This window comes from Brevundimonas sanguinis, assembly GCF_029636725.1.
Classification (GTDB): Bacteria; Pseudomonadota; Alphaproteobacteria; order Caulobacterales; family Caulobacteraceae; genus Brevundimonas; species Brevundimonas sanguinis.
Map to the genome: position 1 here is coordinate 738359 of NZ_CP116770.1, position 23071 is coordinate 761429.

The following is a 23071-nucleotide window of genomic DNA, read 5'->3' on the forward strand; positions in this document are numbered from 1 at the left end:
CCGAGGCGAGCCTTGAAGTTTTCAGCTCCAGAAGCGACGGAAAGCGAATGCTTCCCGTCGCCCTGTTTGACCTTCGTTCTGATTAGAACTTCAGACGCAGGCCGAAGGTGTAGTAGCGGCCAATCGCATCATAGGTCTGCGGGAAGGTGTTCCCGTTGTTGGACGCCGTGGTGCCGATGTTGGAGCCGACCTCGGGGGGCGCCTCGTTCAGCAGGTTGTTGACCGTCGCCGTGAAGCGCACGGTTTCGGTGAGGTCCCAACGCGCGGTCAGATCGAAGTAGTTGTAGGCGTCGATCTTGGCGTAGGGGGCGTACCAGTTGCCGGTGCCCGGCTCGACCACGGCGCCGTCCAGGTGACGCCACTGCAGCGAGGCGGCGTAGTCGCCCAGCGACCAGGTCGCACGGCTGGTCCAACGCTGCTTCAGGCGCGGCTCGCCGCACGAGGTCGAGTAGAAGCCGACGCAGTCGCGCAGGATCGACGACGGGGTGGCCTGGCTCTCGTTCTTGGTGACGATGTTGCCGTTGACGCTCAGGTCGATCCGGCCGACGTCGCCGAAGCCGTAGTCCGACAGTTCGACGCGATAGTTGGCCGCCAGGTCGAAGCCCGACACCCGCTCATTGCCCAGGTTGGACAGCAGCAGGGCCACGCCCGGGGATTCAACGCCGTTCAGCGTGCCGTTGGCCGTGTTGCGGCCGATCAGCTGACAGAACTCGTTGAACGTCAGGCTCGGGTTCAAAGCCGTGCTGTAGCAGCCCTGGATGACGTCATTGACGCTGTTGCTGCTGACGGTCTTGTCGATCTTGATGTCGTAGTAGTCCAGGCTCAGACGCAGGCTCGGCACGAAGGCCGGTTGCCAGACGGCGCCGATGGTCCAGGTGTCGGCTTCTTCCGGACCCAGGTTCGGGTTGCCGCCGGTGAGCACGTTGACCTGGCCCGAGTTCGGCGGCGCGACGAAGCCGACGGCTGCGGTCGGAACGCCCGTCAGACGGCACAGGTTGCTGAGCGTGCCGGCCGAGGTGGCTTGGCCTGCGTTGATGCTGGCGCCTTGGCAGGGGTCGACGGCCAGGTTGCTCAGGCCGGTGACCTGCGGGTTGAACAGCTCGCCGATGTTCGGGGCGCGGGTGGCGCGCTGGAACATGGCGCGGACGCGGACGTCCTCGATCGGCGACCAGTCGCCGCCGATCTTGTAGCTGCCGTAGTCGGTCTTGGCGCCCGAGGCTTCGAACTCGGTGTAGCGGTAGCCCGCTTCCAGGTTCAGGCTCTGGACGAAGGGCAGGTTCTCGACCAGCGGGATCGACAGTTCGGCGAATGCTTCGCGCATTTCGAACTGGCCTTCACGATCCGGAACCGGCGCCCCGGTGCCCAGGACTTCGCCGTTGATCTGGGACGGAGCATCGGCGCGCGTGGCGGCGCCGGAACGACGCCATTCCAGGCCGAAGGCCGTCGCGATCGGGCGGGCGGCCCACGGGCTGCTCAGCTGCTCAGGCAGGACGCCCGAGATCGAGCCCGAGATCACATCCTGGTCGATCGAGGTCTTATTGATCGAGGCCAGGTTGATGTAGTCGATCATCGCTTGGGTGATCGAGCCTTCGGCGCCGAAGACGTTGATCGGCACGCAGCCGGCCACCGGGGTGGTGGTGCCTGGAGCGATACACTGGGTGGCCGAGGTCGTGTTCAGCGCATTGCGCAGCTTGGACAGCGAGCCCCAGTCACGACGCGTCACCAGCTGCTCGGTCTCGCCGTGCGAGGCGTAGACGTCGTAGTTCCAGCTGGCGCCGATGTCGCCGCGGATGCCGGCCAGCAGTTGAACCGTCTTGTTCTCATAGTCCACCGGGCGGCTGCCCATCTCGGTGAAGCGGCGGTTGATGGTCAGCGGAACGATGGTGGAACCGGCGGCGCCGGGGACGCAGCTGGCGGCCGGGATGCCGCGCGCCGCGCAGAGCTGCTGGCGCATCGGTTCAGGGATGAGCGGGTTGCCGATCGGCACGCTGTAGGTGTTGCCGAACGTCCCGGTCGGAGCGTTGTCCAGGGACACGTCGCTCTGGACGTAGGTCAGGTGGCTGTAGACCTCGGCCGCGGGGCTGATCTTGTAGGATCCCAGGGCGTTGATCTGATAACGGCTCAGCGGCGTCTGATACAGGTTGAACGGGTTGTAGTTATAACCCGCCGAGTTGTAGCCGGGTGAGCCCGCGCCGATCAGGGCGCCAGTGGCCGGATTGATTTCGGCGCCGGACGGCAGCGGTGTCCCGCCAGCGACGGGCGTCACGCCAAAGCGGCCGGGGACCGAGGTGCCCGAACCGAGCGGAGCGCCAGTGTTCGACGAGCGCGCGACCAGGCCCCACGGACGCTGATCCTGATACAGCGGGTCGGTCTTGGTGTAGCCGAAGCTGACGACGGCGTTGCCGCGGTCGTCGGCGAAGTTGCCGCCGATGGTCAGATCGACTTTACGACGGATGGCGTCGTTTTCTTCGGACATGCCGTAGGATGAAGCAAACTCCACCCCTTCGAAGTTGTCCTTGAGGATGAAGTTGACGACGCCGGCGACGGCGTCAGCGCCGTACACGGCCGAGGCGCCGCCCGAGACGACGTCGATGCGCTCGACCAGCGCCACCGGGATGGTGTTGGTGTCGACGACGCCGGCCAGGTTGAACGGCACCACGCGGCGGCCGTTGATCAGCACCAGCGTACGGTTGGTGCCCAGGCCGCGCAGGTTGATGGTCGCGCCGCCGCCCGAGCCGTTGTTGGTGGCCGAACCGACAGCCGGAACGGCGGCCGGCAGGTCCTTGACCAGTTCTTCGACCGCGACCGGTTGCTCCAGGGCGATCTCTTCGGCCCCTACCGATGAGATCGGGCTGGCCGCCTCATAGCCCGGCTGGCGGATGCGCGAGCCGGTCACGACGATCGCGCTGACCTCGGACACTTCCTCGCTGACCGATTGCGCCATGACAGGCGTGGCCGCCATGAAGCCCAGCGCAGCTCCCCCGATTATTGTCGTTGCGAGCAACTGCTCGCGCATAAATCTCTTTTTCAAAAGAGGCCCCCATTGAAGAACGCGCGCCCATTATTGCTGAAGGTTCTTCCCCAGCCTGGGCCGCTACCGTACGTCACAATCGTCGACGTGAGCTTAGCTATAGCCATATGGCAGCGCCCGGAAAAAGCCATGTTTAGGTCCAGAAGTCGAGTCTTGCCTTTTTTGCGCTTTATTTTCGTCGCTTTGACACATTTGCCACATTCTGGCGGCCCGCGCGGGTGGCGGCCCGTGCGGCGGCGCAAGAAGGACGGATCGCTCTAGCCCCGGTAAACTGCCTGGAGGCGACAGGCGTGCGTCGAGCCTGTCGTGGGATTGGGGACGATGGGAACTCACATCCGCCGTCTTTCGACAAAGCGGCGCAGCTAGCCTGGCGCGCTTGGAGGTCCTGCTCAAGGCAGGACAACGGGCGCCCTGGCCGGTGCGAGTGTCGCGCAGGCGCTAGTTCGTCTTCGCCTGCGAGACTTTCCACGCCTCCAGATATTCTAACCGTCTCAGTAATTTCGAGCCGGGGTCCAGCAGGATGTGCGCGCTTTCGGGGGCGGTGAAGGTCGCGCGGCCGTCGGTCATGGGCAAGGCGAGCGGCTCGCCGTCCACCTCGACCTCGACCGGCAGGGGGAAGGGGCGGCCGTTTCCGGTCTTCCACTCCAGAGTGACCTGATCGTCCTGCCGCGACATGACAAGGTCGGGCAGGGCGGCCTGGTAGAGGTAGGCGTCGAAGAACCAGCCCAGGTCGCGGCCGGTCACCTCATTGACGATGGCCATGTACTCGCGGGTCGTGGCGTAGCGCGGCTGGAAGTTCCCCGGCTTGGGATCGGCGCGGCCATAGACCAGGCGGCGCAGGCTCTCATAGAAGGCGTCGTCGCCGATGTAGAGGCGCAGGGTGTGGGCGATCAGCGCGCCCTTATAGTAGAGATCCAGCGCCGGGCCGGTCTTGTCGTCATAGACGGTCGCCGCGTCCTGCGACTGGCCGGACACGACCGGGAAGCGGTTCGCCAGGGTCAGCCGCATGGTCTGAAGTTCGGCCTGCATGGCCCGCTCGCCGTTCAGCCAGCGGGCGTAGAGGGGCTGCATATAGGTGCCGAACCCTTCGTGCAGCCACATGTCGTCCCAGTCGGCGTTGGTCAGCTGATTGCCGAACCATTCGTGCGCCAGTTCGTGCTGCAGCAGCCAGTCGTAGCCCTTGCCGTCCAGCTTATAGCCGTTGCCATAGGCGTTGATGGTCTGGTGCTCCATGCCCAGGTGCGGGGTCTCGACCACCCCCATCTTCTCGTTGCCGAAGGGGAAGGGGCCGATCGTCGCCTCATAGAAGTCGAGCATCTGCGGGAACTCGTCGAACAGGCGCTGCGCCTTGGCCGGATCAGCGGATGCCAGGCGCCAGAAGCGCAAGGGAATCACATTGCCGAACCGGCTTTGATAGTCGGCGGCCATCTCCACATAGGGGCCGACGTTCAGGCTGATGGCGTAGGTGTCGGGCTGGCGCGTCGTCCAGTTCCAGGTGGTCGTGCCGTCGCCGTTGTCGCTCTTGCCCAGAAAGCGGCCGTTGGCGGGGGCGCTGAGGCTTGAGGGGACGGTGATGTGCAGGTCGACCCGCTCCGGCTCGCCCTGCGGATGGTCGATGCACGGCCAGAACAGATCGCAGCCCTCGCCTTGGACCGCGCTGGCGATCCACGGCTGGCCGTCGGGCGTGGTCGTCCAGACGAAGCCGCCGTCCCAGGGCGCGCGCTTGGCCTGATGCGGGCGGCCGGCATAGGCGATGCGGACGCTGGCAGTCTCCCCGGTCTTAAGAGGGCGGGGCAGGGGGATGGTCAGCCGCCCCTCGGGGTTGGACCAGTCGGCGACCGCCTGACCGTCCACGGTGACGGCGGCGATGGCGAAGACGGCGTCCAACTCGACCACGACCGCCGCTGTCGACGCTGTGGCGGTGAAGTCTAGAACGGCGACGCCTTCCAGCGACTGCGTCTCGGGCAGCAGTTTGAAGGACAGGTCCGCATTGTCAAAACGCAGGGCCAGTTGTTCAGGCGTGCGCGGCGTGCCGCTGGACAGGGTGAAGGCCGAGGTTTCGCGCGCGGCCTCCTGCGCGACAGCGGGCCACGACAGCAGGGCCGAGGTCAGGATAAGGGCGGCGAAAGGGCGCAAGGCTGAGGCTCCGGCAGGACGAGCCGTGAGGGTAGCGGGAGCGCGCGCAAAAGAAAAAGGCCGGTGTTTCCACCGGCCTCTTCAAAATCCGTCAGCTGACGCCAATCAGGCGGCGGCTTGCTCGGCCAGCTTGGCGCGGACCTGACGCTTGATGCGCAGGGCGGCGATCGACAGCTGCTCGTCGCGCGCCTTGACGATGAAGGCGTCCAGGCCGCCCTTGAAGTCCAGGGTGCGGAGCGCGGCGTTCGAGATACGCAGCGAGAAGGTCTGGCCCAGAGCGTCCGACTGAACCTTGACCGTCTTCAACGACGGCAGGAAACGACGCTTGGTCTTGATGTTGGAGTGGCTCACGTGATTGCCGACCATGGGGCCGATACCGGTGAGTTCGCAGCGACGCGACATCTGAAGATCCTCAAGGTCACATCCGCAATACCGGCGCGGACGCATGAAACAGGGGCGCGGCAAGCCAAGGAGGCCTGCGCGAGAGGGGGCCGTATAGAGGAATGAATCGTCGGGCGTCAAGGCCGGAGTCGTGGCGCAGTACGCGTCGAGTCATTGTGAAGGCGAGGGATCACCTTCGTTCAGCAGCCGTTCAAGCCCTGACTATATAGAGAACCCCATGATGAGTCCCATGAACGGCAAATCCATGAAGACCCTGCCCAACCTGGCCAAGCTGATGGCCGTCGCCGCCCCCATGGTCGCGGGCGCTGTTATGCTGGCCGCGCCCGCGTCGGCGCCCCAGGCCCAGTCGGCCGCCCAATCCGAGGTCCTGCCCGGTTATTGGGAATACACTACGAGCGTGATGGGCGCTCGCGACACCGAGCAGAAATGCGTTCGTCCCAGCGAGATCAACCGCTTCTTCGGCGGCCTGTCGACGCGTAAATGGCGCTGCACCTACCCCACGCGCGAGGTCGGCGACGGCAAGGCCCGCTTTGAAGGCAGCTGTCAGGATCGCAAGGGCCGGCGCATCAACGTGCGTCTGAACGGGACCTATGAGGAGCAGGCCTTCCGCTTCAACGGTGGCGCCCAGCTGGCGCGCGGGACGCCCTACATCCCCGCCAGCATCACAGCGCGGCGGCTGGCCGCCCAATGCCCGGCCGGTGCGGAGTATTTCTAAACTCAGCGGTTCGACCCAAAACAAAAGGCCCGGCGTCGCAGCCGGGCCTTTTTCATTATCGGCGGGCGCCTTGGATCAGGCGGCTTCAGCCTCTTCGGCCGCAGGAGCCACCGGCTTCTTGGCGCTGAGCGACTTGCCCAGCAGAGCCATGGCGGCGTCCTTGTCGATCTTGTTCGCAGCGGCGACTTCACGGGCCATGCGGTCCAGAGCCGATTCATAGAGCTGACGCTCCGAATAGGACTGTTCCGGCTGGGTGTCGGCGCGGTGCAGATCGCGGACCACCTCGGCGATCGAGATCAGGTCGCCCGAGTTGATCTTGGCTTCATATTCCTGAGCGCGACGCGACCACATGGTGCGCTTGACGCGGGCGCGGCCCTTCAGGGTCGTCAGGGCCTTGGACACGGTGTCGTCGGCGGCCAGGGTGCGTAGACCGGCGGTCTTGGCCTTTTTGGTCGGGACGCGCAGGGTCATTTTTTCGTGCTCGAAGGTCACGACGTAGACCTCGAGCGCCATGCCGGCGACTTCCTGAGTCTCGATCGCGGCGACCTTGCCGACGCCGTGCGCGGGATAGACCACCGCATCGCCAACCTTGAATTCCAGACCGGTCTTGCTCGTCATGTCATTCCTTTCCCGAACCGAAGGGCGAGATCTCCGCCGTGTCTTTCAAAGCAAAATCCGCCCGTCCGCCGGGCAACGAGCCGGGCGGTTGAGCGGAGGTGGTATTGTCAGACGCGAAAAAGGATCACCGAACCTCTGGCCGACCCCGTCCTCGCGGCGAGGTTCTGTCGTAAATGCGGGCGGCGCGCAGACTTGCGGTACCGCCCGTTTCGAATAGGGAGGAACCTATCATAAAATTAGGAAATCTCAAAACATCCACAGGGCCGTCGGCGACGACTGGCACATTGTGACTGCAATGTGGCGCGTTCTTAGGAGCCTTTGCCCGGCTTGGGGCTGAAATACTTCTCGAACTTGCCCGTTTCGCGCTCGTACTGCTCGCGGTCCGCTGGGGGGACGCCCTTGACCGTGATGTTGGGCCAGACCTTGGCGTATTCGGCGTTGACCTGCAGCCACTTGCCGTCCGGTTCGTCCTCAGTGTCGGGGACGATGGCGTCGACGGGGCACTCGGGCTCGCACACGCCGCAGTCGATGCACTCGTCAGGGGCGATGACCAGGAAGTTCTCGCCCTCATAGAAGCAGTCCACCGGACACACCTCGACGCAGTCCATGAACTTACATTTCACGCAGGCGTCGGTGACGATGTAGGTCATGGCGTTTCGGGCGGGCCTGTGGCAGCGAGGAGGTCGAGGGCGGGCACATGGCCCCGACGGAACCAACTGTCAACCGACGGCGCTGTTGCAACGCTGTTCAGGCCCGACGGCGCCGGGCCGCGCTTCCTTTCGCCAACGCCGAATCATCATCTTCCTGGAGGCAGCCCTATGACTTTCAATCAAGGTTTCATCCCTCGCTCGGCTCTCGGCCGCCTCGGCGCCGCCGGCGTGGCGCTTAGCCTGCTGACAGGCGGCGCGGTCGTCGCCCAGGCCGCCATGACCAAGGTCCCGGCCGAAGTGCAGGCTGGCGACTACAAGCTGGATTCCGCGCACGGCAAGATCACCTGGTCGGTCGATCATCTGGGCTTCTCGACCTATGTCGGTCAGTTCGTGAACGTGCAGGCCGAGCTGAAGTTGGATCCTGCTAATCCGTCCGCCAGCACCCTGACCGCCAACATTCCGCTGACGGACGTGGCGTCCAACTCCGACGGCCTGAACAAACACCTGCAGACGGCGGATTTCTTCGACACCGCCAACCATCCGGTCGCCACCTTCCGATCGACGCGGATCATGATCGACGCCGACGAGCCCGGCGAGGCGACGGTTCACGGCGATCTGACGTTGCGCGGCGTGACCCGCCCGGTCGTGATGGAGGTCGAGTTCAATCAGGCTGGTCCGACGCGCGGCGGCTACAAGGCCGGGTTCGACGGCGAGGCGACGATCAAACGGTCCGACTTCGGCATCAACTTCGGCCTGCCCGCGCTGGGCGACGAGGTGAAGCTGCACATCGAAGGCGAGTTCGTGAAGCCGCAGGGCTGAGTTCTCCTACCCATGGAATGGGGAGGGGGACCGCGTAGCGGTGGAGGGGCTTCTGCGCTTTAGGAGGCGGCCCCCCCGTCTCGTCGGCTGCGCCGCCGATCCACCTCCCCATGGAAGGGGGAGGAGAGGGGTTAGTCCAGCGCCTCATACAGGGCGCGCGCTTCCTCTGGCGGGCCGCGCCTTTCGCCCGTCTGCACCACGCGCACGGCGACCAGCCGCCCGCCCTGGGCGAACAGCACCTCGTCGCCGGGGTGAACGCTGCGGCTCGGCTTGTCGAGGCGCGTCTGGACGCCGTTGTGCGTCAGCCGGATCGCGCCCTTCTCGACCATAGAGGCGGCCAGGCTGCGGGTCTTGGCGAAGCGCGCCCGCCACAGCCAGAGGTCGATGCGACAGCTCTCCACGCTCATTCGGCGGTCTTGCCGGCCGCCGCTCTGCGGGGGCGTCGCCGGGGTCTGCGCGCCGTCTTGGGCGTGGCTGAGGGGGCCGGGCGCGCCAGCTGGGTCAGCTGGGCGAGGGCGGCGAAGGGCGAATCCTTGGGCGGCGGCGTGGGCGTGCCGGGGCGCGGCGCCCGCTCGGCGCGCGGCGTACGCAGGGCGGCCTGGATCGCCTTGGCCTGATCCGCCGTCCAGCCGAGCGCATCCAGCGCTTCTGCTGACAGCGGCTCCTTGCCCGCCGCCCGCGCCGCGTCAGCGAGAGCTTCCAGCGCCTCGACCGGCGCTGTCCAGCGGTCGACCGCGCGTCGGCCGAAGGCGGACAGAGCGCGCGCCGAGGGCGCCGGCTCCGGCAGGGGCAGCAGGCCCTCGCCTGCCAGGCCGTTGGCCGCCTCGCGGGGCAGAAAGGCCTGGGCCAGCGCCGCGCCGCGCGGCTTCGTCACGCCCGGCAGCCAGACCGAATGGGCGCCGACGCGGATGGCGAAGGTCTTCAGCGTGCGCCGCTCATGCTGGCTCAGCGCCGCCAGGTCGCGCTCGACCTCGCGTCGGGGGATCAGGCCGCCCGCCTCGATCAGGCGGAAGGCCAGGCCGCGCGGCAGGCCGGTCAGGGCGCCGCTCTCGATCGCATGGCGCAGCCGTTTCAGCGGCTTCAGCGCGCGTCCGGCCTCGCCCGCCAGCCAGGCCTCCATGCGCCGCTCGGCCCGCTCGCGCGCCGGCGCCGGCCCCAGCTCGCCCAGCAGCCGCACGCGTGGCGAGAAGGGGTCTTCGTTGACGATGCGGCCGGTCAGGGCCCCGGTCCACAGAACTCCGCCGTCGGGCGTGACGCCGAAGGCCGCGTCCTCGTCCGCCGCCAGTCGTCCCAGCCGCCGCGCCACCTCGGGCCCGACGGCGCGCGTCGCGGCCTGTCGCAGCGCCCGGTCGGCCAGGGCCGAGCCGCCCGCGTCGACGGTGAAGCGCACCCCGTCCAGATGGCCGACCACCTCGCCCTCGACCGTCACCTCGCCGTCGTCGGCCACGCCCGCCAGCACGTCCGAGCGCACATGCAGCGCTCGCATCAGGGCCGCCGTGCGCCGGTCGACGAAGCGCGCCGTCAGCCGCTCGTGCAGCACGTCGCTGAGCCGCTCCTCCAGCGCCTTGGTCTTGTCGCGCCACTCCTGCGCGCCCGCCATCCAGTCGGGCCGGTTGGCGATGTAGCTCAGCGTCCGCACCCCCGACAGCCGCGCCGAAAGCTGGTCGATCTGGCCGTCGTCGCGGTCCAGGTCGTTGAAACGCGGCGCCACCCAGTCCTCGGTCAGCCGCCCGCGTCGGCTGGTCAGGGCGGTGAAGATCTCCTTCGACAGGCGGGCATGCTCGTCCAGCGTCGTCTTCTGGAAGTCCGGCAGCTGGCATGCCTCCCACAGCCGCATCAGGGCGCCGCGCGAGCGGGCGATCTTCCTGACGTCCTCATCGACCGCAAAGCGCCGCAGCAGGGTTTCGTCCAACGCCTGGGCCGTCAACCGCAGTCCATGACGGTCCGGCGTCAGCGTCAGCGAGCGCAGCAGGTCGGGCAGGGTGTCGAAGTCCAGCCGCCCGCTGCGCCATTCGGCCGCCTCGACCGGATCGAAGCGATGCTCGACCACCTGTTCGACCAGATCCTCGTCCAGCTCTTCGGCCTCGCCCGTGACGCCGAAGGTCCCGTCGCGCAGGTGCCGCCCGGCCCGCCCGGCGATCTGGCCGATCTCGGCGGCGTGCAGCCAGCGCGTGCGCCGCCCGTCGAACTTCCGCAGGCCCGCAAAGGCCACATGGTCCACGTCCATGTTCAGCCCCATGCCGATGGCGTCGGTGGCGACCAGGAAGTCCACCTCGCCCGACTGGAACAGCTCGACCTGGGCGTTGCGGGTGCGGGGGGAAAGCGAGCCCATGACTACGGCCGCCCCGCCCCTCTGTCGGCGCAGCAGCTCGGCGATGGCGTAGACCTGCTCGGTCGAAAAGGCGACGACGGCGCTGCGGCGGGGCAGGCGGGTCAGCTTCTTCGACCCGGCGTAAGACAGCGTCGACAGACGCTCGCGGGTCACGATCTCCGCATCCGGAACCAGCGACCGCATCAGCGGCGCCATCGTCCCGGCGCCCAGGAACATGGTCTCGAACCGCCCGCGCGCGTGCAGCAGCCTTTGCGTGAAGACGTGGCCCCGCTCGGGGTCGGCGACCAGCTGGATCTCGTCCACCGCCAGGAAATCGACCGAGCGCTCCAGCGGCATGGCTTCGACGGTGCAGACGAAGAAGGCGGGGCGCGGCGGGACGATCTTCTCCTCGCCCGTGATCAGGGCGACGCAGGCCGCCCCGCGCCGCTTGACGATCCGCTCATAGATCTCGCGCGCCAGCAGCCGCAGCGGCAGGCCGATCATGCCCGAGCCATGGCCCAGCATTCGCTCCACCGCCAGGTGGGTCTTGCCAGTGTTGGTGGGGCCCAGGATCGCCGTGACGCGCGATGGAGCCATGCCTGCGGACCGATCGCTCATGACCCGCCCAAGGTGGCGAACCCCGCCCGCTTGCACAAGCGGGACCGACAGGAAGAAAGCGGAAGCGAGGAATGGTAAGCGGAACCTTACCGCGCCCTGGAACACGGGCGAAACGAATCATGACCGAATCGGCGACGTTCACCGATTCAGGCTTTGTTCCCTACTAGGGATAGTAGCTTAACGCGCCTTAACCACAACGCCGAACCCTCGCGCGATCGTCGCCGAGCGCTCCGTTTTCGCAGGGGCTTCCCTGACGCCTCAACCTCCTTTAGGCAGACGCGCGTGGCCCCGTAGCTCAGCTGCATAGAGCAAGGCTTTCCTAAAGCCGAGGTCGGAGGTTGGAGTCCTCCCGGGGTCGCCATTGTTTTGGAATAAGATGTTGTTTTCGGGGTGAAATCCTGACGGCCGTTCAGGTCTGCCCCACAATTTACCCGCGTGTCGGCACTTCTGGTTAGCGGTTCACGCCGCCGTCCTGAAACGAAGAAAGCCCCGCCACCCGGTAGGGCGACGGGGCGTAGCGGAGCCTGAGGCTCGACGCTGGGCGCTTCCGAGATGGGATATCCCATAACGGAACAACTTCAATGGTTTACCCCGGCCTCAAGCGAGCCCACCACGGCCGTCCTATTCGCTCGACGGCCTGGGCGTCCCTCGCTTCACACGCCCGCACAATCCCGATCGCGTCCGCCGTTCGGCCGTTGGCTGTCCGCAGGGCGCCGGTCTGCGCCACCCCGAACGCCATCCAATCCCGCTCGTCGGAGGGCTCCGGCGGAAGGGCGGCGGACGGGACAGGCTCAGTCCACCCGACCGGGATCAGTGCGGAACACGGCGCACTGTGCATCACGGTAATCGGAGAGCTGGCACACCCTGCGGCGAGCAGCATCAGCGGCAGCATTGCGATCAGGCGCATGGCGGATTTCCTTTTCAGCCTGGGTGACGATGGAGGCGGTGGATTGGTCGCGGACGTCGGCCCGGTCGCGAATGGCGCTGGCGTCCTGCGCGGCGGCCGTCCGGCCCTCGGCCAGGGTCTTGCCTGCGTCTGACTGCCGAGCCCTGTCAGCGGCCTTCTGGCGGTCATCGGCGACGCACGTGGTCAGAAGGATCAGAGCGAGCGCTAGGCAAGCGACGGCGAGCCAGCCGGTGGCGGTGATGTCGCGCAGGCGGATCATCGCGCCCATTCCCCGGTCTTCTTGTGCAGCCAGGTCAGGAACTGGCCGACGGTCTTGCCCTGCAGGATCGAGGGGTTGGCTTTGGTCGCCTCCGGCCCGGCAATCAGGTCAGCGCGAGCGTTGACGTCCGACCCGATCACCTTGGCGGCCATGCCTGCGCCGAAGAAATGCGCGGCGTAGAGCGAAGCCTTGTTGATGGGGATGCCCTTCGCCTTCAGCACCGCCGCGTTCTTGGCGGTGAAGGTCTTGGCGCGGGCAAGCTGCTCCTCTGGCGATGGCTTCAGGCCGCCGAAGGCCGGGCGCAGCGTGGGCCCCCATTTCCCTCCCTCGCCAATCCACGTCGACCGGATGAACTGATACAGGCCGGACGCGCTGGACGATGCCGCTTGCACATAGGGGCGGTCGGCGCTCTCGATCTTGGACAGCATTGGCCAGTAATCGGCTGGGATCTCGCTGGCTGGCACGGACGGCAATGTGGCGCCGGCCAAGGCCGCCAACTCACGCAGCTTGGCCTCCGTGTCCCTCCCGGCCCAGCCGTCTTCTGTCAGCCCGAACGTCCGCTGAAACAGGCGCACGAAGTCGTCGTCGCTCATGATGCTCATGGCGAGGTCTCCAGTTCAGATTGTGGGGGTTGGGCGGCGGCGACTGGGCACCGGAACAGGGGGTGTGCAACGCTCTTCGAGAGCGGGGTAATCTTGCGGTCAGTCCAAAGGAGACCGCCATGAGCGACGCCGAAGCCCAACGCCAAGCGCATAATCAGATCGCCACCCTGGCAATCGAGCGGGAGCGAGCCGGGGGCGTTACAACGCGCGCCTGGAGGTCAGAGGCAGCCTATGCGGTCGCGCTGGCGCGAAAGGCGGGCGTAGATAAGGAAGTGATTGCAAACTTCGTGGAGGACCGGTCGATCCTGGTTGTTCCGGTCTAGCTGGCCTCTGTCTTCGCCCTGGCGATCTCGACATCGGCCGACTGCTTGCCGGTCTTCGCCACCTCCCACGCCTTGCCGATGTAGAGCGCGCCGACGCCTGCGAAGACGCCGCCGATGAAGATGGCGCCGTCGTTCCCGTTCTCGACCCGATAAGCGATGACGATGGTGGCCCAGGACGCGGCGAACGACGTGGCGATGATGGCGAACGGCCTGGCCAGATCGCCGATGAAGCTCTTGATGCGCTCAAGCCGGGTGGCGGGCGGCTGGATAGGGGTGTCAGTCATGCTCCAGCTCCGTTCTTAATGCTGATGCCCGCGACGAAGGCGGCGATGCCAGCCAGAAGCCACGGCGCGGTCTGACGCAGCCAATCGACCAGGGCCTTGGCGCCCTTCTGCTGATCCCGCGTCCCCTCCAGGTCGTCGATGCGCTTGAAGGCGGCCGACAGGCGGTCGTTCAGGGCCTCGATCTGGCGCTCATATTCGCGCGCCTCCAGCTTGATGACCCGCTCGCGCACGTCATCGACCTTGGCGTTCATCCGCTCGACCTGACGGCCAAGAGCTGACACCGCGTCGGTCAGACCGCGCATGGCATGAATTTCGGCCATGCTGACGGCCTCCGGCTTGGTCACCGGAGTGATGATCTCGTCGCCAGCGGACATGCGGGCTCCTACGCGATGGGTTGTGGGTAGGGACGAACCGGGTTCGTCAGTCTTCGTGGGCAGCCTCAGGTGCGGGCGTCGGCTGCAACGCCTGGACACGCGCCTGAGCGGCGGACAGGCCGCTTTCCATCGACGTCACGATGCGCTGGAGCATTTGCTTCGTGCCTTCTGCGCCGGGCGTGCCGAGAGGGCGAGGGAGGTCGTCTACGCTGGCGGCGATGGCGGCCTTCAGGTCAGACAGAAAGGCGGTCCCGGCCTTTCCTTCCAGCAAGGCCACGGCAGCGCTGGCGGATGGCAGGCGCGCGGCCTTGGCCGCTTCGGCGGCTGCGGACATGGCGGCCTCGGCGGCGGCCAGCTTTTCGGCGTCGGTCAGTTCGGTCATTGGTTGTTCCTTTGGTTACAGGGGGCGCAGTGCGGTGATGTCGATCTGGCCCGCCGCGTTGCTGACGTTCACGGTGCCGGGGGAGTCGGCTCGCCAGTCGACCCCGTAGGTCACGGCTCCGCTCTTCGTAGCCGCGCCCAGCAGTGGCTTGGCGTCGAACGTGCCGGATTCCGAACTGGCGAAGAAGGGCACGGCGGGGCCGATGTTCGATCGCCCGGCGGCATCCTGCTCCCATAGCTGGAGGAAGCCGCCAGCCGTGGTCGATCCTGCGGGCGAGATCATGAACAGTGATGGCGAGACAACGGCCTGAACGATGTTGCCCGCCGCAGCGCTCGAAACCGCCCCAGACGCGAGGAGCGTGTAAGACGTTCCCGATGTCGCCCGACCTGAGAAGTCGATGATCTTGCGGCCAGACGATTCGCCGCCCAGGATTTTCGATCCTCGGTAGACCTCGCCGTCCGTCCCAAACGAAAAATATCCGTTCGTGCGCGTCGCGGATGCCGCGTTGATAGTGTCAGGGCCGAACCAGAGCACCCATCCGTTGCCCGGACCCACGATAAGGCGGCGACCACCTAGGTCCACGTAGACGGGACGGGGGAAGAACACTTCTCCCCCAATGGCCTGCATAGCGACCAGCGGGTCGCCGCCGGGGATGCTATTCAGCAGCGCCACGACCGGGGCTGCGAGCGCTGCGTACCCACCCGCCGTGGATGACACAAGCCGGAGGAAGGCAGGCAGGCCACCGGACGCGTTGGCAAGCAGTTCATAGGACGCCAGCGCCTTCTGGTTCTCCAGGTCGATGATGGCGAGGGACTGCTCGGTGACCGTCGCGGCCAGCACTGTGGCGGAGTAGTCATCCGAGAAGTCCGTCGCGACGGAACCGAAGTTGACCTTTATGGCCCACACCGGAAGTACGCCGCCCGGAGGCGGCACGACAACCACGCGGAATCCCGTGGCGCCTGCCGGGGCCGTTGAGGGCGTCGTAGAGCGGCGACGGACATCATAGCCGCCCGCGCCCGAAGGAACTGGCGCCGCATCCACGAACCCGCCCGGCGTCACATACTGCAGGCGGACGTGACCGCCATCGCCCAAAGGGGAGGACACGAAACCGAGGCTGTGTTGATCGCCTGGCGAAGCAGGATAGACCTGCGAGACCATATAGCCGTAGACGACGAAAATCCGGCCTGCCAGACGGTCGTCATCTACATAGGACGCCGGGCTGCCCTCCTTGATCCAGCCTCTAAACGCGCCGGCCCCGCTCGGATTATCGATGAGGTTGGGCTTATGTGTCGACCGGGCCGTAAGCTGGCCGACAGCCTCCGCCCGCGCCGTCGTCTCATTGGCCAGGGCGTTTTCAAGGTCAATGATGTCGGCCTCGGTGTGCGCCGTCCGTGCGGCCAAGGCATCGACGGAGGCGACGCTGGCCTTGTTGTTCTGCAGGTCTAGATCGACAGACTTCAGGCTTTGAATCTGACCAAGCAGAGACGGCGCGCCCTCGCGAGCGGCCAGAACCTCCCCCTTGAGGGTGCTGTATTCGCTGAGTGCGACCTTGCCGTTCTCAAGGTCTACCAGCGCCAGCGCTTGAGCCGCGTTGACAGCTTCGACATCGTTGATGCGCAGTCGCTGTGCGTTCAGGGCTTCCGAGGTGGCCTTTCTGGCCTCAAGATCGGCGGTGACCTGTTGCAGGCCCGTGATATCGGCCTCAAGGCTCTCCGTTCGCACCCCAAGCGCCGAGACGGCCTGTACGCTGGCCTTATTTTGCTGGAGGTCGAGATCGACGGCCTTAAGGCTCTGGATTTTACCCAGAAGCGAAGGCGATCCGTCACGCGCTGATGCCACCTCCCCCTTCAAGGTGTCGTATTCGCTGAGTGAGACCTTGCCGTTCTCGAGGTCCACCAGTGCGAGAGCCTGCGTCGCGTTGACAGCCTCGACATCGTTGATGCGGACGATCTGTGCGTTCAGGGATGCGACCGACGCCTTATTGGTCTCCAGGCTCTGTGTCTGCGTCTCCAGAACGCCAGCCCGATTATCTAGGACCACTATGTTGCCGTAGAGGGATGCGTCCGCCGCCTCCAGATCAGCGCGCGTCTGCCCGAGCGTACTGGATAGTTGCGCGTCCGCCGCCTCCAGATCAGCGCGCGTCTGCCCGACCAGCTCCGACACGTTGAAGATGTCGCCGAAGGCCGCCTCGATGTCGCTGCGGATGCTGACGATGGTCGGGGCGGTCGGGGTGATGTCGCCCGCGATCAGGTCGCCCGCCACGAACCCGCATTTGATAGACGGGTCGCTCTTGGCGCCGTTCTTCGCGACGTACTGGAGCGAAACGCAATAGGTCTGACCCGGCGTCAGCCCGGCGACCTCATACCGCCCATCAGCCCGCGGCGAGCCCTCATAGCCATCGGTCCAGGGACCCGAGGCGGTGGGGCCGTGCTTGATGATGACAGCCACGATGTCCGTCGTCTCGACCGGCGCCTCAATGACGAAAATCGGCTGCGACACGCCGCCGTCGCCCGGCGGCTTCGGCAGGACGGTCCAGTCTTCCGCAGCGGGCGGCGGGACGTACTTGGGATCGACAGCCGACAGGCTGGGCGACGGTGCCGGTTGCGCAGCCTGACCCAGCGCCCACGCGTGCTTGCCGTCGCTCTCGGAGCGCAGTTCGAGCGTCACGCTCGCGGCCTGATGGTTCGTCGTGGCGCGGCGGACGATGAACTTCTGACCAGCCAGCGCAAGTTCAGGCACGTCCACCGTGATGCATGCGCCCGGATGGACGTGCATCAGGTGGACCTTGGACGGCAGGGTCGCCGTCAGACCCTCGCGCAGGTTGGCCAGGTCATAGGCGGCCAGCTGCCCCGCCTGCTTGGCGTTGCGGACGTGGGTGTACTCGATCTCCAGCGAGCGCGGCTCGCCCCGATCCTCGTCGCGATAGATGGAAGACGTGACCTCGCCGGCCGGGACGTACTGCCAGCCGTTCGCCTCCGACTTGTAGCGCGGGATGATGGTGTTCTTGCGCTCGCGGCGCGGCGTCAGCGGCCGGATTTCGGCCTGACCGATCAGGTCGTCGCGGGTGTAGGTGTAGGTCGCGACGCGCGGGGCGTTGACCAGCACGCTGATCTGCGCGCCGCGGCTGATCGGCTCGCCGCCGCCCGCCTGAAGCATGGCCAGCAGGGTCTGGAACTTGCCGTCGCCCGTCGACCACTCGCCCGAGATCGTCCAGCCGTTCGCGTCGGCGATGTTGGCGCCTTCCACGAAGGCCGGAATGTCGATGGCGCTGTCCGGCGCTCCGATGCCTGCGATCCGCTTCGTGCGGTCGATGGAGCCGTCCAGGTTGAGCTTGAAGTGACCGCGGCACCAGGCCAGGGCGTGTACATAGGGGCTTTCGCTCCACTCCCACGTCCGCCAGTCATCGCGGCGCTGCGGGCCATTGCCGCCCGGATAGGTCGAGTCCTTGCGCGGGTCCCACAGCTTCATCCAGCGGCCGATCCAACGCGGATCAGGCACGCCGTTGGTGAAGACATCCCGGTCCTCCGGGTTCTTCGCCAGCACCATCGTCCAGAAGGAGAAAGCGGTCTGCGGCGCGGCGTGCTGCGTGCCCCAGCCGGTCAGGCCGGGATTGCCGTACTTCAGTCCCGTCGGCGGGAGCAGCGCCGCATCGCCGGGGAAGCCCAGCGTCGTCCGCTGCCACATGTCGGCGGCGTAGAAGCCGGTCGCCTCGTTCTGCGGGCCGCTGAAAGTGACGGTCGCCCCGTCCGCCTCGAAGCGCGGAACCTGATCGATCGGTCCCAGCGACAGGGCAACGCCCAGCGACAGCGCGACGTTCTTGTAGCCCCAGGTCGCTTGGAAGACCTTGTTGCCGCCCAGCGCGGTGTAGCCCATGGCGCCCCGGACCGGGGCCTTGGGGTCGGGCTTGAAGTCGAGCGTGGTGCCGCTGGACGGCGTGTTGGGACGCAGCAGCGCCGCTGAGGCTGCGGATAAGCCCAGCATCACGCCGCCCTTCACGATGGCGCCGGCCAGCGCGTATGTGCCGCCCATGCCGAGCGCACCCACGGATCCGACGGCGCCGAGCGCCGTAGCCGTGACCGTGACCGCCGAAGTCCAAGCGGTAGCAGCCCAGGCGGCGGCGGCGGGGAGAAGCTGCGGCATTACACCACCCTCCAAGCCGCCACGTAGTCGTGGATCACAACCTCGCCGCAGACCCCGTCAAGGAAACCGAGAGCGTTATTCCGGTGAAGGCGGATCGCCATGGCGTCCCCCATTCCCCCCGCACCGGGACCGCATAGAATGTCGCCTGTGCGAGCCTCAGCCGGAGCGTCCCAGCGCGGGAAGTGCTGATCCATAATCTCGGCTAGCGAGGAGACGCCTAGCTTCTTCAAAGCGCGACGCGCGCCGACCGGCGTGGAATAGGCGCCTGCCTTCAATAGGGACGGCTTGAAGCCGAGGCCTTTCAGGTGGAACGCCAGCATCCGGGCGCAGTCGGTCGATCCCAGGACCAACGGCCGGCCGTTGAACCGGGCGAAGGTGGCGTTCGTGGCAGCCACCCGCATCTCCAGCTCTGTCATTTGATGGCCTGCTCGAAACCAGAGCCGGGGCCGCCGCCGATGGAACCGTTGCCGCCCCCATATGACCCGCCCGAGCCCGAAGACGGGCCGTTGTAGCCCCAGAACAGCTTCTTGCCGGCGTTGGTGACGTGCTGGAACGCGCGGGCGTTGGAGCCGTAGAGGTAGGTCCAGAAGGCGTCGTTCCAGCGGTGGCCCTCGTTATCGTCGAACAGGCGCTCCCAGATCGTCGCCAGCTCCAGTTCCAGCAAGGACGAGTTCTGCGCGTGGTTGAAACCGGCGTCGTCCAACTCACCGACGAAGCGCACGTCCGGCTCGCCGATGACCTGGCCCGTCTGCCGATCGATGGCGGCGGCGTAGATGGTGACGGGCGAGCCTTGGGCGCTGGGCGCGGTCAGGGCCGCGATGGCGGCATTGCCGGTCGGAAGCAGTTGCACGGTCTGCCGGGGCGCCTCCGTCCCCTCGGCCTCGGTGAACTCGCCAAAGCCGGCGATCCTGCCGAAGTCGGCGTCCTCGGCCGTGAACACCTTATCGCCCCATCTCGCGAAGCCGGAGCCGTCCAGCAGCCGGATCGTTCGGCCGGGCAGTTCAATTTCGAGGAAATGGGCCAGCAGGGGATTGCGGGCCTGGAGCGCGGCCAGCATGGCCGGAGACATGGACATCAGGCGCGCTCCTTGATGGTGAAGCGGAACGGCAGGTACTTGGACCGGCTCGTGTTCCAGGCTTGCTCGTTGCCTTGGACGAACCCCTCGATCTTGGGCTCGAAATCCAGGACGGTTCCGGCCGGTGGCTGGCGCCGCAGCATCGGCTCGATCTGCAAGGTCGCCGTGCCGCCGCCGCCGACGGTCACGTCCGCAACGGCGACCTGGTAGAGGTAGGACTGCCCTCCGATGACGAGGCTGAAGAACTTGCCCTCCTTGATCACGTCGCCGGGGATCAGGCCGCTGACAGGCAGCGACGTACCCGCCGATCCAGCCGAGGCGACAACCGGCGCCCCATATGACCGGGGCTTCACGCCCGGCTCAGGGAAGGCCAGCCGCACCGTCTCCTTCAGGCCGCGCACCAGCCGAGACAGGTACTTCATCCCATGCTCGGCGTACTCGGCCGGATAGGTCTCCACGTCGATGGCCCAGCGGTCGCCCATGCGCAGCACCTTCGACTGCGGGCCGCCCAGGATCGGGTCCTGGTCGACGCCGAAGCTGACGTAGCGAGGAACCGCCTCCTTGATCGGAGGGCAGGCAGGAAGTTCGATCATCCGACAAGGCTCTGTCTGCGGCGCATATTGGCGGTGCGCTGTTGGTCCTGGACGGTGGCGACGCCTTGCACGGTCGTCTGGACGCTGATCGGTCCAGACACTTCGGCGACGCGGGCGGAGAACATCGCACCCTCGTCCACCACCAGTTTCACGACGGCAGGCTGGGTCGCCGGCATCGCGCGCAACTGCGCCTGGCCGGTCAGCGCCCCCATCGCGCGGACGGCGTGCGCCGGAATGACCGATGTGCCTTTCGGCAGGTTGGCCAGCACTTCGCCCTTGTGGACGTAGGACAGGCCGCCGGGCGCGCTGCGCGTACCCGCCGAGAAGCCGGGGATCAGGTTCCTGAGAGCGGAACCGATCATCGACCCGATCGAGTTTCCGCCGCCCTGGCCGCCGGTGATACCGGAGAACAGGGTGGCCAGCAGGTCTTCAAGGTTGTCGAAGGCGGCGTCGCGGAACTTCCTACCTGCCGCCTCCGCCCAGTTGTCGGACGCCAGCACGTCCACGAAGTCCCGCGCCATGTTGCGGGCCTGATAGTTGCGCTCGCCGTCGCGGGCGGCGACGTCCAATCCACCGCGGTCTTGCTCAGCAATCCCGCGCGCTGCATCGCGGGTGAGGCCTGGACGGAGAGACAGAAGTGCGTTGATCCGCTCTTCAATCCAAAGCTCACGTTCTTTGGCCTGAACGGCGACGGGATCGCCCCGAAGACGGGCTAATTCGGCCTCATAGCCGAGGCGATCGAGGAGTTGATCGTTCGAGCGCTGGTTAGCAGCCTCAAGGTCGTCCAGGGCCTTCTGGTTGCCTTCCCAAAGGATTGCCAGGCCCCTCGCCGCGTCCTCTGCGGCTGCAACCGCTCCGACGTGCGCCTTTGCAGCCTCCTGGGCATTCGAGACGCCGGCATCCGTCAGTTGTTTCGTGAGGTTGAGAACATCGAGTTCGCGTTGTTTGGCACGCGCGGCGTCATCGTTCCCCTGCGCTCGAAGCAATTCGATCTGGCGCTGAAGCGATAGCAGCTCCCGTTGGCGGGCAAGCTCTTCAGGCGAAGGGCCCGATGCCTTTGAGCCCTTCTTCCCCTTGCCGTCAGAAACGCCTCCACCCCCGCCAGCGGGCGAAAATTGCTCCAAGGGCGTGTTGAGCATCCTGTTCAGGTTTTCAGTCAACGCGCGCACGGTCGCCGTCTGGCCGGTCAGGTTTCTGAACTCATCAGAACTCACTGTCCGTTGGGCGGCCGTGAGAGATGCTTCGCCCGTGGGGCGGCCATAAGCGTCGACATAGGCGCTAGCAGGGGCGGCGGCCCGGCCCTGATCGTTGCGCTGGCGCCGGGTGTAAGCCTCCTGCGTTTTGCTGAGGGTCTTATTGGCCTCCTCCAAACGCAGGCGGGCAGTTTCAATAGCCTGAGCTTTCGCGCCAGCCGCGGCACGGAAGTGGGCGTCTGCCAGCTTGTGAACCTCTCCGGTAAGACTGGCGGCCCATGATTGTGTTGCCGTTATCTCGCCCTTGAGGCTTGCCGTCTGTTCTGCAGCCAGTCCCGCTTCCCGTGCTTGGCGAGCAACCTCGTCCGCCAACTCCTTCGCTTCGCGGGCGGCCCGGCCTGAGTTGACAGCAAGCAGAGCGACGCCTGCAGCTAGACCGGTGATAGCCAAGCCAATGGGGCCGCCGAAAAAGGCCATCGCGGCGGAAAGCCCCCGCATCGAGGCGGATCCGGCAGCGCCAGCGACCGAGAGCCGCGTGATGCCGCCAGCCGCCACGCCAGATTGCAGCGCCGTCGCCATCAACTGGACGTTCGTCAAGGCAATCTGCGCTCGCAAAGCTGTAAAGCTGACGATCCCGGCTCCGATGGCCCGTGACGCGAGCGTTGTGCCAATGACTGTCGCGGCGACAGTCACGGCGTCCCGCACCGTGTCCAGATTGCGGGCGAGGACGAGGATCGCCTGCGCCATTCGCTCGGTGATCGAAAGACTGGCGTCAGTCTGTCCTACGAACCGGCCAAGCTCGTTGTTCAGGGTCTGCAGAGCAGAGCTGACCGTGACCGTGGCGGATCCCGCCTGGGTCTCCACCGCTCTCAGGCCGATCAGCGCTGCATTGAAGAACTCGCGCGAGCTAACCTTCCCGTCCTTCACGGCTTTGGTCAGGTTGTTGATTGACCCGCCGAAGCGATCAGAACCGTTCGCCACCGCCTGAAGCAGTACGGGCATCTGATCGATCAAGGAGTTGTATTCCTGGGCCTGGACATTGGTGCCGCCCAGAAGCTGGCCTAGCTGCAGCAGAGCGCCGCTCGCTTCGGTGGCCGACGTTCCCTGGACCTTCAGGGCCGCGGAGGTGCCGGATACTAGGTCGAGAAGCTGCTGCTCGCTGGCGCCCAGATTGTCCCTCGCCATAGTAGCGCGCTGATACAGCTCTGCGGTCGCCGCCACGGCGATGCCGTTGCGGTTGGCCGTCTCGTACAGGCTATCCTCGACCCGCTTAAGCGCCTCGCCTGCGAGGCCTGTGGCTTTCAGGCGGTTCTGGAGCGAGGTGTAGGCGTCGGCATACTTGATGACCTGCTGGGTAGTGAAGGCCGCAGCCAAACCAGAAGCAAGCCCCGCCATCTCGCGCTTGAAGCTGTCGCCGATGGGTTTGAACATCTGCGGCGCGGCGGCTGCCGTTTCGCTTTTGATCTTTTTCAGCGCCTGCTGAGTCGCGTACTGCGAACCGTACAGCGCCTTGTTGATCTTCTTCATCTGCGCTTCGAACTGAGCCGCATTGGCTTCAACTCGGACAAGCAGGCGGTCAATTTCTTCGGCCACTGGCGCCTCCGATAAACGCTGCTACTTTGCGCGGCCTTGGCAGGAG

20 protein-coding genes and 1 tRNA gene are annotated in these 23071 nt (G+C 66.3%); 4 read left to right on the forward strand and 17 right to left on the reverse strand.

The window, feature by feature from the left end; genetic code table 11:
* Positions 1 to 82: 82 nt before the first annotated feature.
* From PIB44_RS03685 to rpmB, 3 genes are all read right to left on the reverse strand, one after another.
* Positions 83 to 2962 (reverse strand): TonB-dependent receptor domain-containing protein, encoded by a 2880-nt coding sequence (locus PIB44_RS03685; protein WP_278070450.1) that lies wholly within the window; start codon positions 2960 to 2962, stop codon positions 83 to 85.
* 507 nt (positions 2963 to 3469) lie between these two features.
* Entirely contained in the window at positions 3470 to 5167 is a 1698-nt protein-coding gene (locus PIB44_RS03690) for a M1 family metallopeptidase (RefSeq protein ID WP_278070451.1), read from the reverse strand.
* A gap of 105 nt (positions 5168 to 5272) precedes the next feature.
* Positions 5273 to 5569 (reverse strand): 50S ribosomal protein L28, encoded by a 297-nt coding sequence (gene rpmB, locus PIB44_RS03695; protein WP_003170390.1) that lies wholly within the window; start codon positions 5567 to 5569, stop codon positions 5273 to 5275.
* Between the two features lie 229 nt (positions 5570 to 5798).
* Between rpmB and PIB44_RS03700 the strand changes: the two genes are divergently transcribed.
* Entirely contained in the window at positions 5799 to 6284 is a 486-nt protein-coding gene (locus PIB44_RS03700; RefSeq protein ID WP_235599143.1) for a DUF3617 domain-containing protein, read from the forward strand.
* Positions 6285 to 6359: 75 nt separating this feature from the next.
* Here PIB44_RS03700 and PIB44_RS03705 read toward each other — a convergent pair whose 3' ends face one another.
* Positions 6360 to 6902 carry a CarD family transcriptional regulator gene (locus tag PIB44_RS03705; RefSeq protein ID WP_025978494.1) on the reverse strand — a complete coding sequence of 181 codons (543 nt, stop codon included), beginning with the start codon at positions 6900 to 6902 and terminating at the stop codon, positions 6360 to 6362.
* A 308-nt stretch (positions 6903 to 7210) separates the two neighbouring features.
* Complete coding sequence (fdxA, locus tag PIB44_RS03710; RefSeq protein WP_003166185.1) at positions 7211 to 7552, reverse strand: ferredoxin FdxA; 342 nt, start codon at positions 7550 to 7552, stop codon at positions 7211 to 7213.
* A gap of 168 nt (positions 7553 to 7720) precedes the next feature.
* Between fdxA and PIB44_RS03715 the strand changes: the two genes are divergently transcribed.
* Positions 7721 to 8371 carry a YceI family protein gene (locus PIB44_RS03715; protein ID WP_278070452.1) on the forward strand — a complete coding sequence of 217 codons (651 nt, stop codon included), beginning with the start codon at positions 7721 to 7723 and terminating at the stop codon, positions 8369 to 8371.
* A gap of 131 nt (positions 8372 to 8502) precedes the next feature.
* On the opposite strand, the gene PIB44_RS03720 is transcribed toward PIB44_RS03715, so the two are convergent.
* A complete protein-coding gene (locus PIB44_RS03720) occupies positions 8503 to 8778 on the reverse strand; it encodes an RNA-binding S4 domain-containing protein (RefSeq protein WP_025978492.1) in 276 nt (91 codons plus the stop codon).
* Complete coding sequence (locus tag PIB44_RS03725) at positions 8775 to 11300, reverse strand: helicase-related protein (RefSeq protein WP_278070453.1); 2526 nt, start codon at positions 11298 to 11300, stop codon at positions 8775 to 8777. The genes PIB44_RS03720 and PIB44_RS03725 overlap by 4 nt, the downstream gene beginning before the upstream one ends.
* 284 nt (positions 11301 to 11584) lie before the next feature.
* Here PIB44_RS03725 and PIB44_RS03730 point away from each other — a divergent pair.
* Positions 11585 to 11661: transfer RNA gene (locus PIB44_RS03730), tRNA-Arg, on the forward strand.
* A 430-nt stretch (positions 11662 to 12091) separates the two neighbouring features.
* Here PIB44_RS03730 and PIB44_RS03735 read toward each other — a convergent pair.
* Both PIB44_RS03735 and PIB44_RS03740 read right to left on the reverse strand, forming a co-directional pair.
* The gene (locus tag PIB44_RS03735; protein ID WP_278070454.1) at positions 12092 to 12475 is read right to left on the reverse strand and encodes a hypothetical protein; all 384 of its coding nucleotides are present in this window, start codon (positions 12473 to 12475) and stop codon (positions 12092 to 12094) included.
* Positions 12463 to 13068: a peptidoglycan-binding domain-containing protein gene (locus tag PIB44_RS03740; protein ID WP_278070455.1), complete on the reverse strand. Its 606-nt coding sequence runs from the start codon at positions 13066 to 13068 to the stop codon at positions 12463 to 12465. Before PIB44_RS03740 ends, PIB44_RS03735 begins: the two co-directional genes overlap by 13 nt.
* A gap of 119 nt (positions 13069 to 13187) precedes the next feature.
* On the opposite strand from PIB44_RS03740, the gene PIB44_RS03745 reads away from it, so the two are divergent.
* The gene (locus PIB44_RS03745) at positions 13188 to 13391 is read left to right on the forward strand and encodes a hypothetical protein (protein WP_278070456.1); all 204 of its coding nucleotides are present in this window, start codon (positions 13188 to 13190) and stop codon (positions 13389 to 13391) included.
* On the opposite strand, the gene PIB44_RS03750 is transcribed toward PIB44_RS03745, so the two are convergent.
* The 8 genes from PIB44_RS03750 to PIB44_RS03785 are packed head-to-tail and all read right to left on the reverse strand — an operon-like array spanning position 13388 to position 23025.
* On the reverse strand, positions 13388 to 13675 hold the full coding sequence (locus PIB44_RS03750) for a hypothetical protein (RefSeq protein ID WP_278070457.1): 288 nt from the start codon (positions 13673 to 13675) through the stop codon (positions 13388 to 13390). The two genes, PIB44_RS03745 and PIB44_RS03750, sit on opposite strands and share 4 nt — an antisense overlap.
* Positions 13672 to 14049, reverse strand: a complete 378-nt coding sequence (locus tag PIB44_RS03755; protein WP_003170423.1) for a hypothetical protein — start codon at positions 14047 to 14049, stop codon at positions 13672 to 13674. Before PIB44_RS03755 ends, PIB44_RS03750 begins: the two co-directional genes overlap by 4 nt.
* A gap of 46 nt (positions 14050 to 14095) precedes the next feature.
* The gene (locus PIB44_RS03760) at positions 14096 to 14431 is read right to left on the reverse strand and encodes a hypothetical protein (protein ID WP_278070458.1); all 336 of its coding nucleotides are present in this window, start codon (positions 14429 to 14431) and stop codon (positions 14096 to 14098) included.
* Between the two features lie 15 nt (positions 14432 to 14446).
* Positions 14447 to 18571, reverse strand: a complete 4125-nt coding sequence (locus tag PIB44_RS03765; RefSeq protein ID WP_278070459.1) for a coiled-coil domain-containing protein — start codon at positions 18569 to 18571, stop codon at positions 14447 to 14449.
* On the reverse strand, positions 18571 to 18966 hold the full coding sequence (locus PIB44_RS03770) for a DUF6950 family protein (protein WP_278070460.1): 396 nt from the start codon (positions 18964 to 18966) through the stop codon (positions 18571 to 18573). The genes PIB44_RS03765 and PIB44_RS03770 overlap by 1 nt, the downstream gene beginning before the upstream one ends.
* Before the next feature lie 17 nt (positions 18967 to 18983).
* Entirely contained in the window at positions 18984 to 19646 is a 663-nt protein-coding gene (locus PIB44_RS03775; protein WP_278070461.1) for a hypothetical protein, read from the reverse strand.
* A complete protein-coding gene (locus PIB44_RS03780) occupies positions 19646 to 20239 on the reverse strand; it encodes a hypothetical protein (RefSeq protein ID WP_278070462.1) in 594 nt (197 codons plus the stop codon). Before PIB44_RS03780 ends, PIB44_RS03775 begins: the two co-directional genes overlap by 1 nt.
* Entirely contained in the window at positions 20236 to 23025 is a 2790-nt protein-coding gene (locus PIB44_RS03785) for a tape measure protein (RefSeq protein ID WP_278070463.1), read from the reverse strand. The genes PIB44_RS03780 and PIB44_RS03785 overlap by 4 nt, the downstream gene beginning before the upstream one ends.
* Positions 23026 to 23071: the final 46 nt, after the last annotated feature.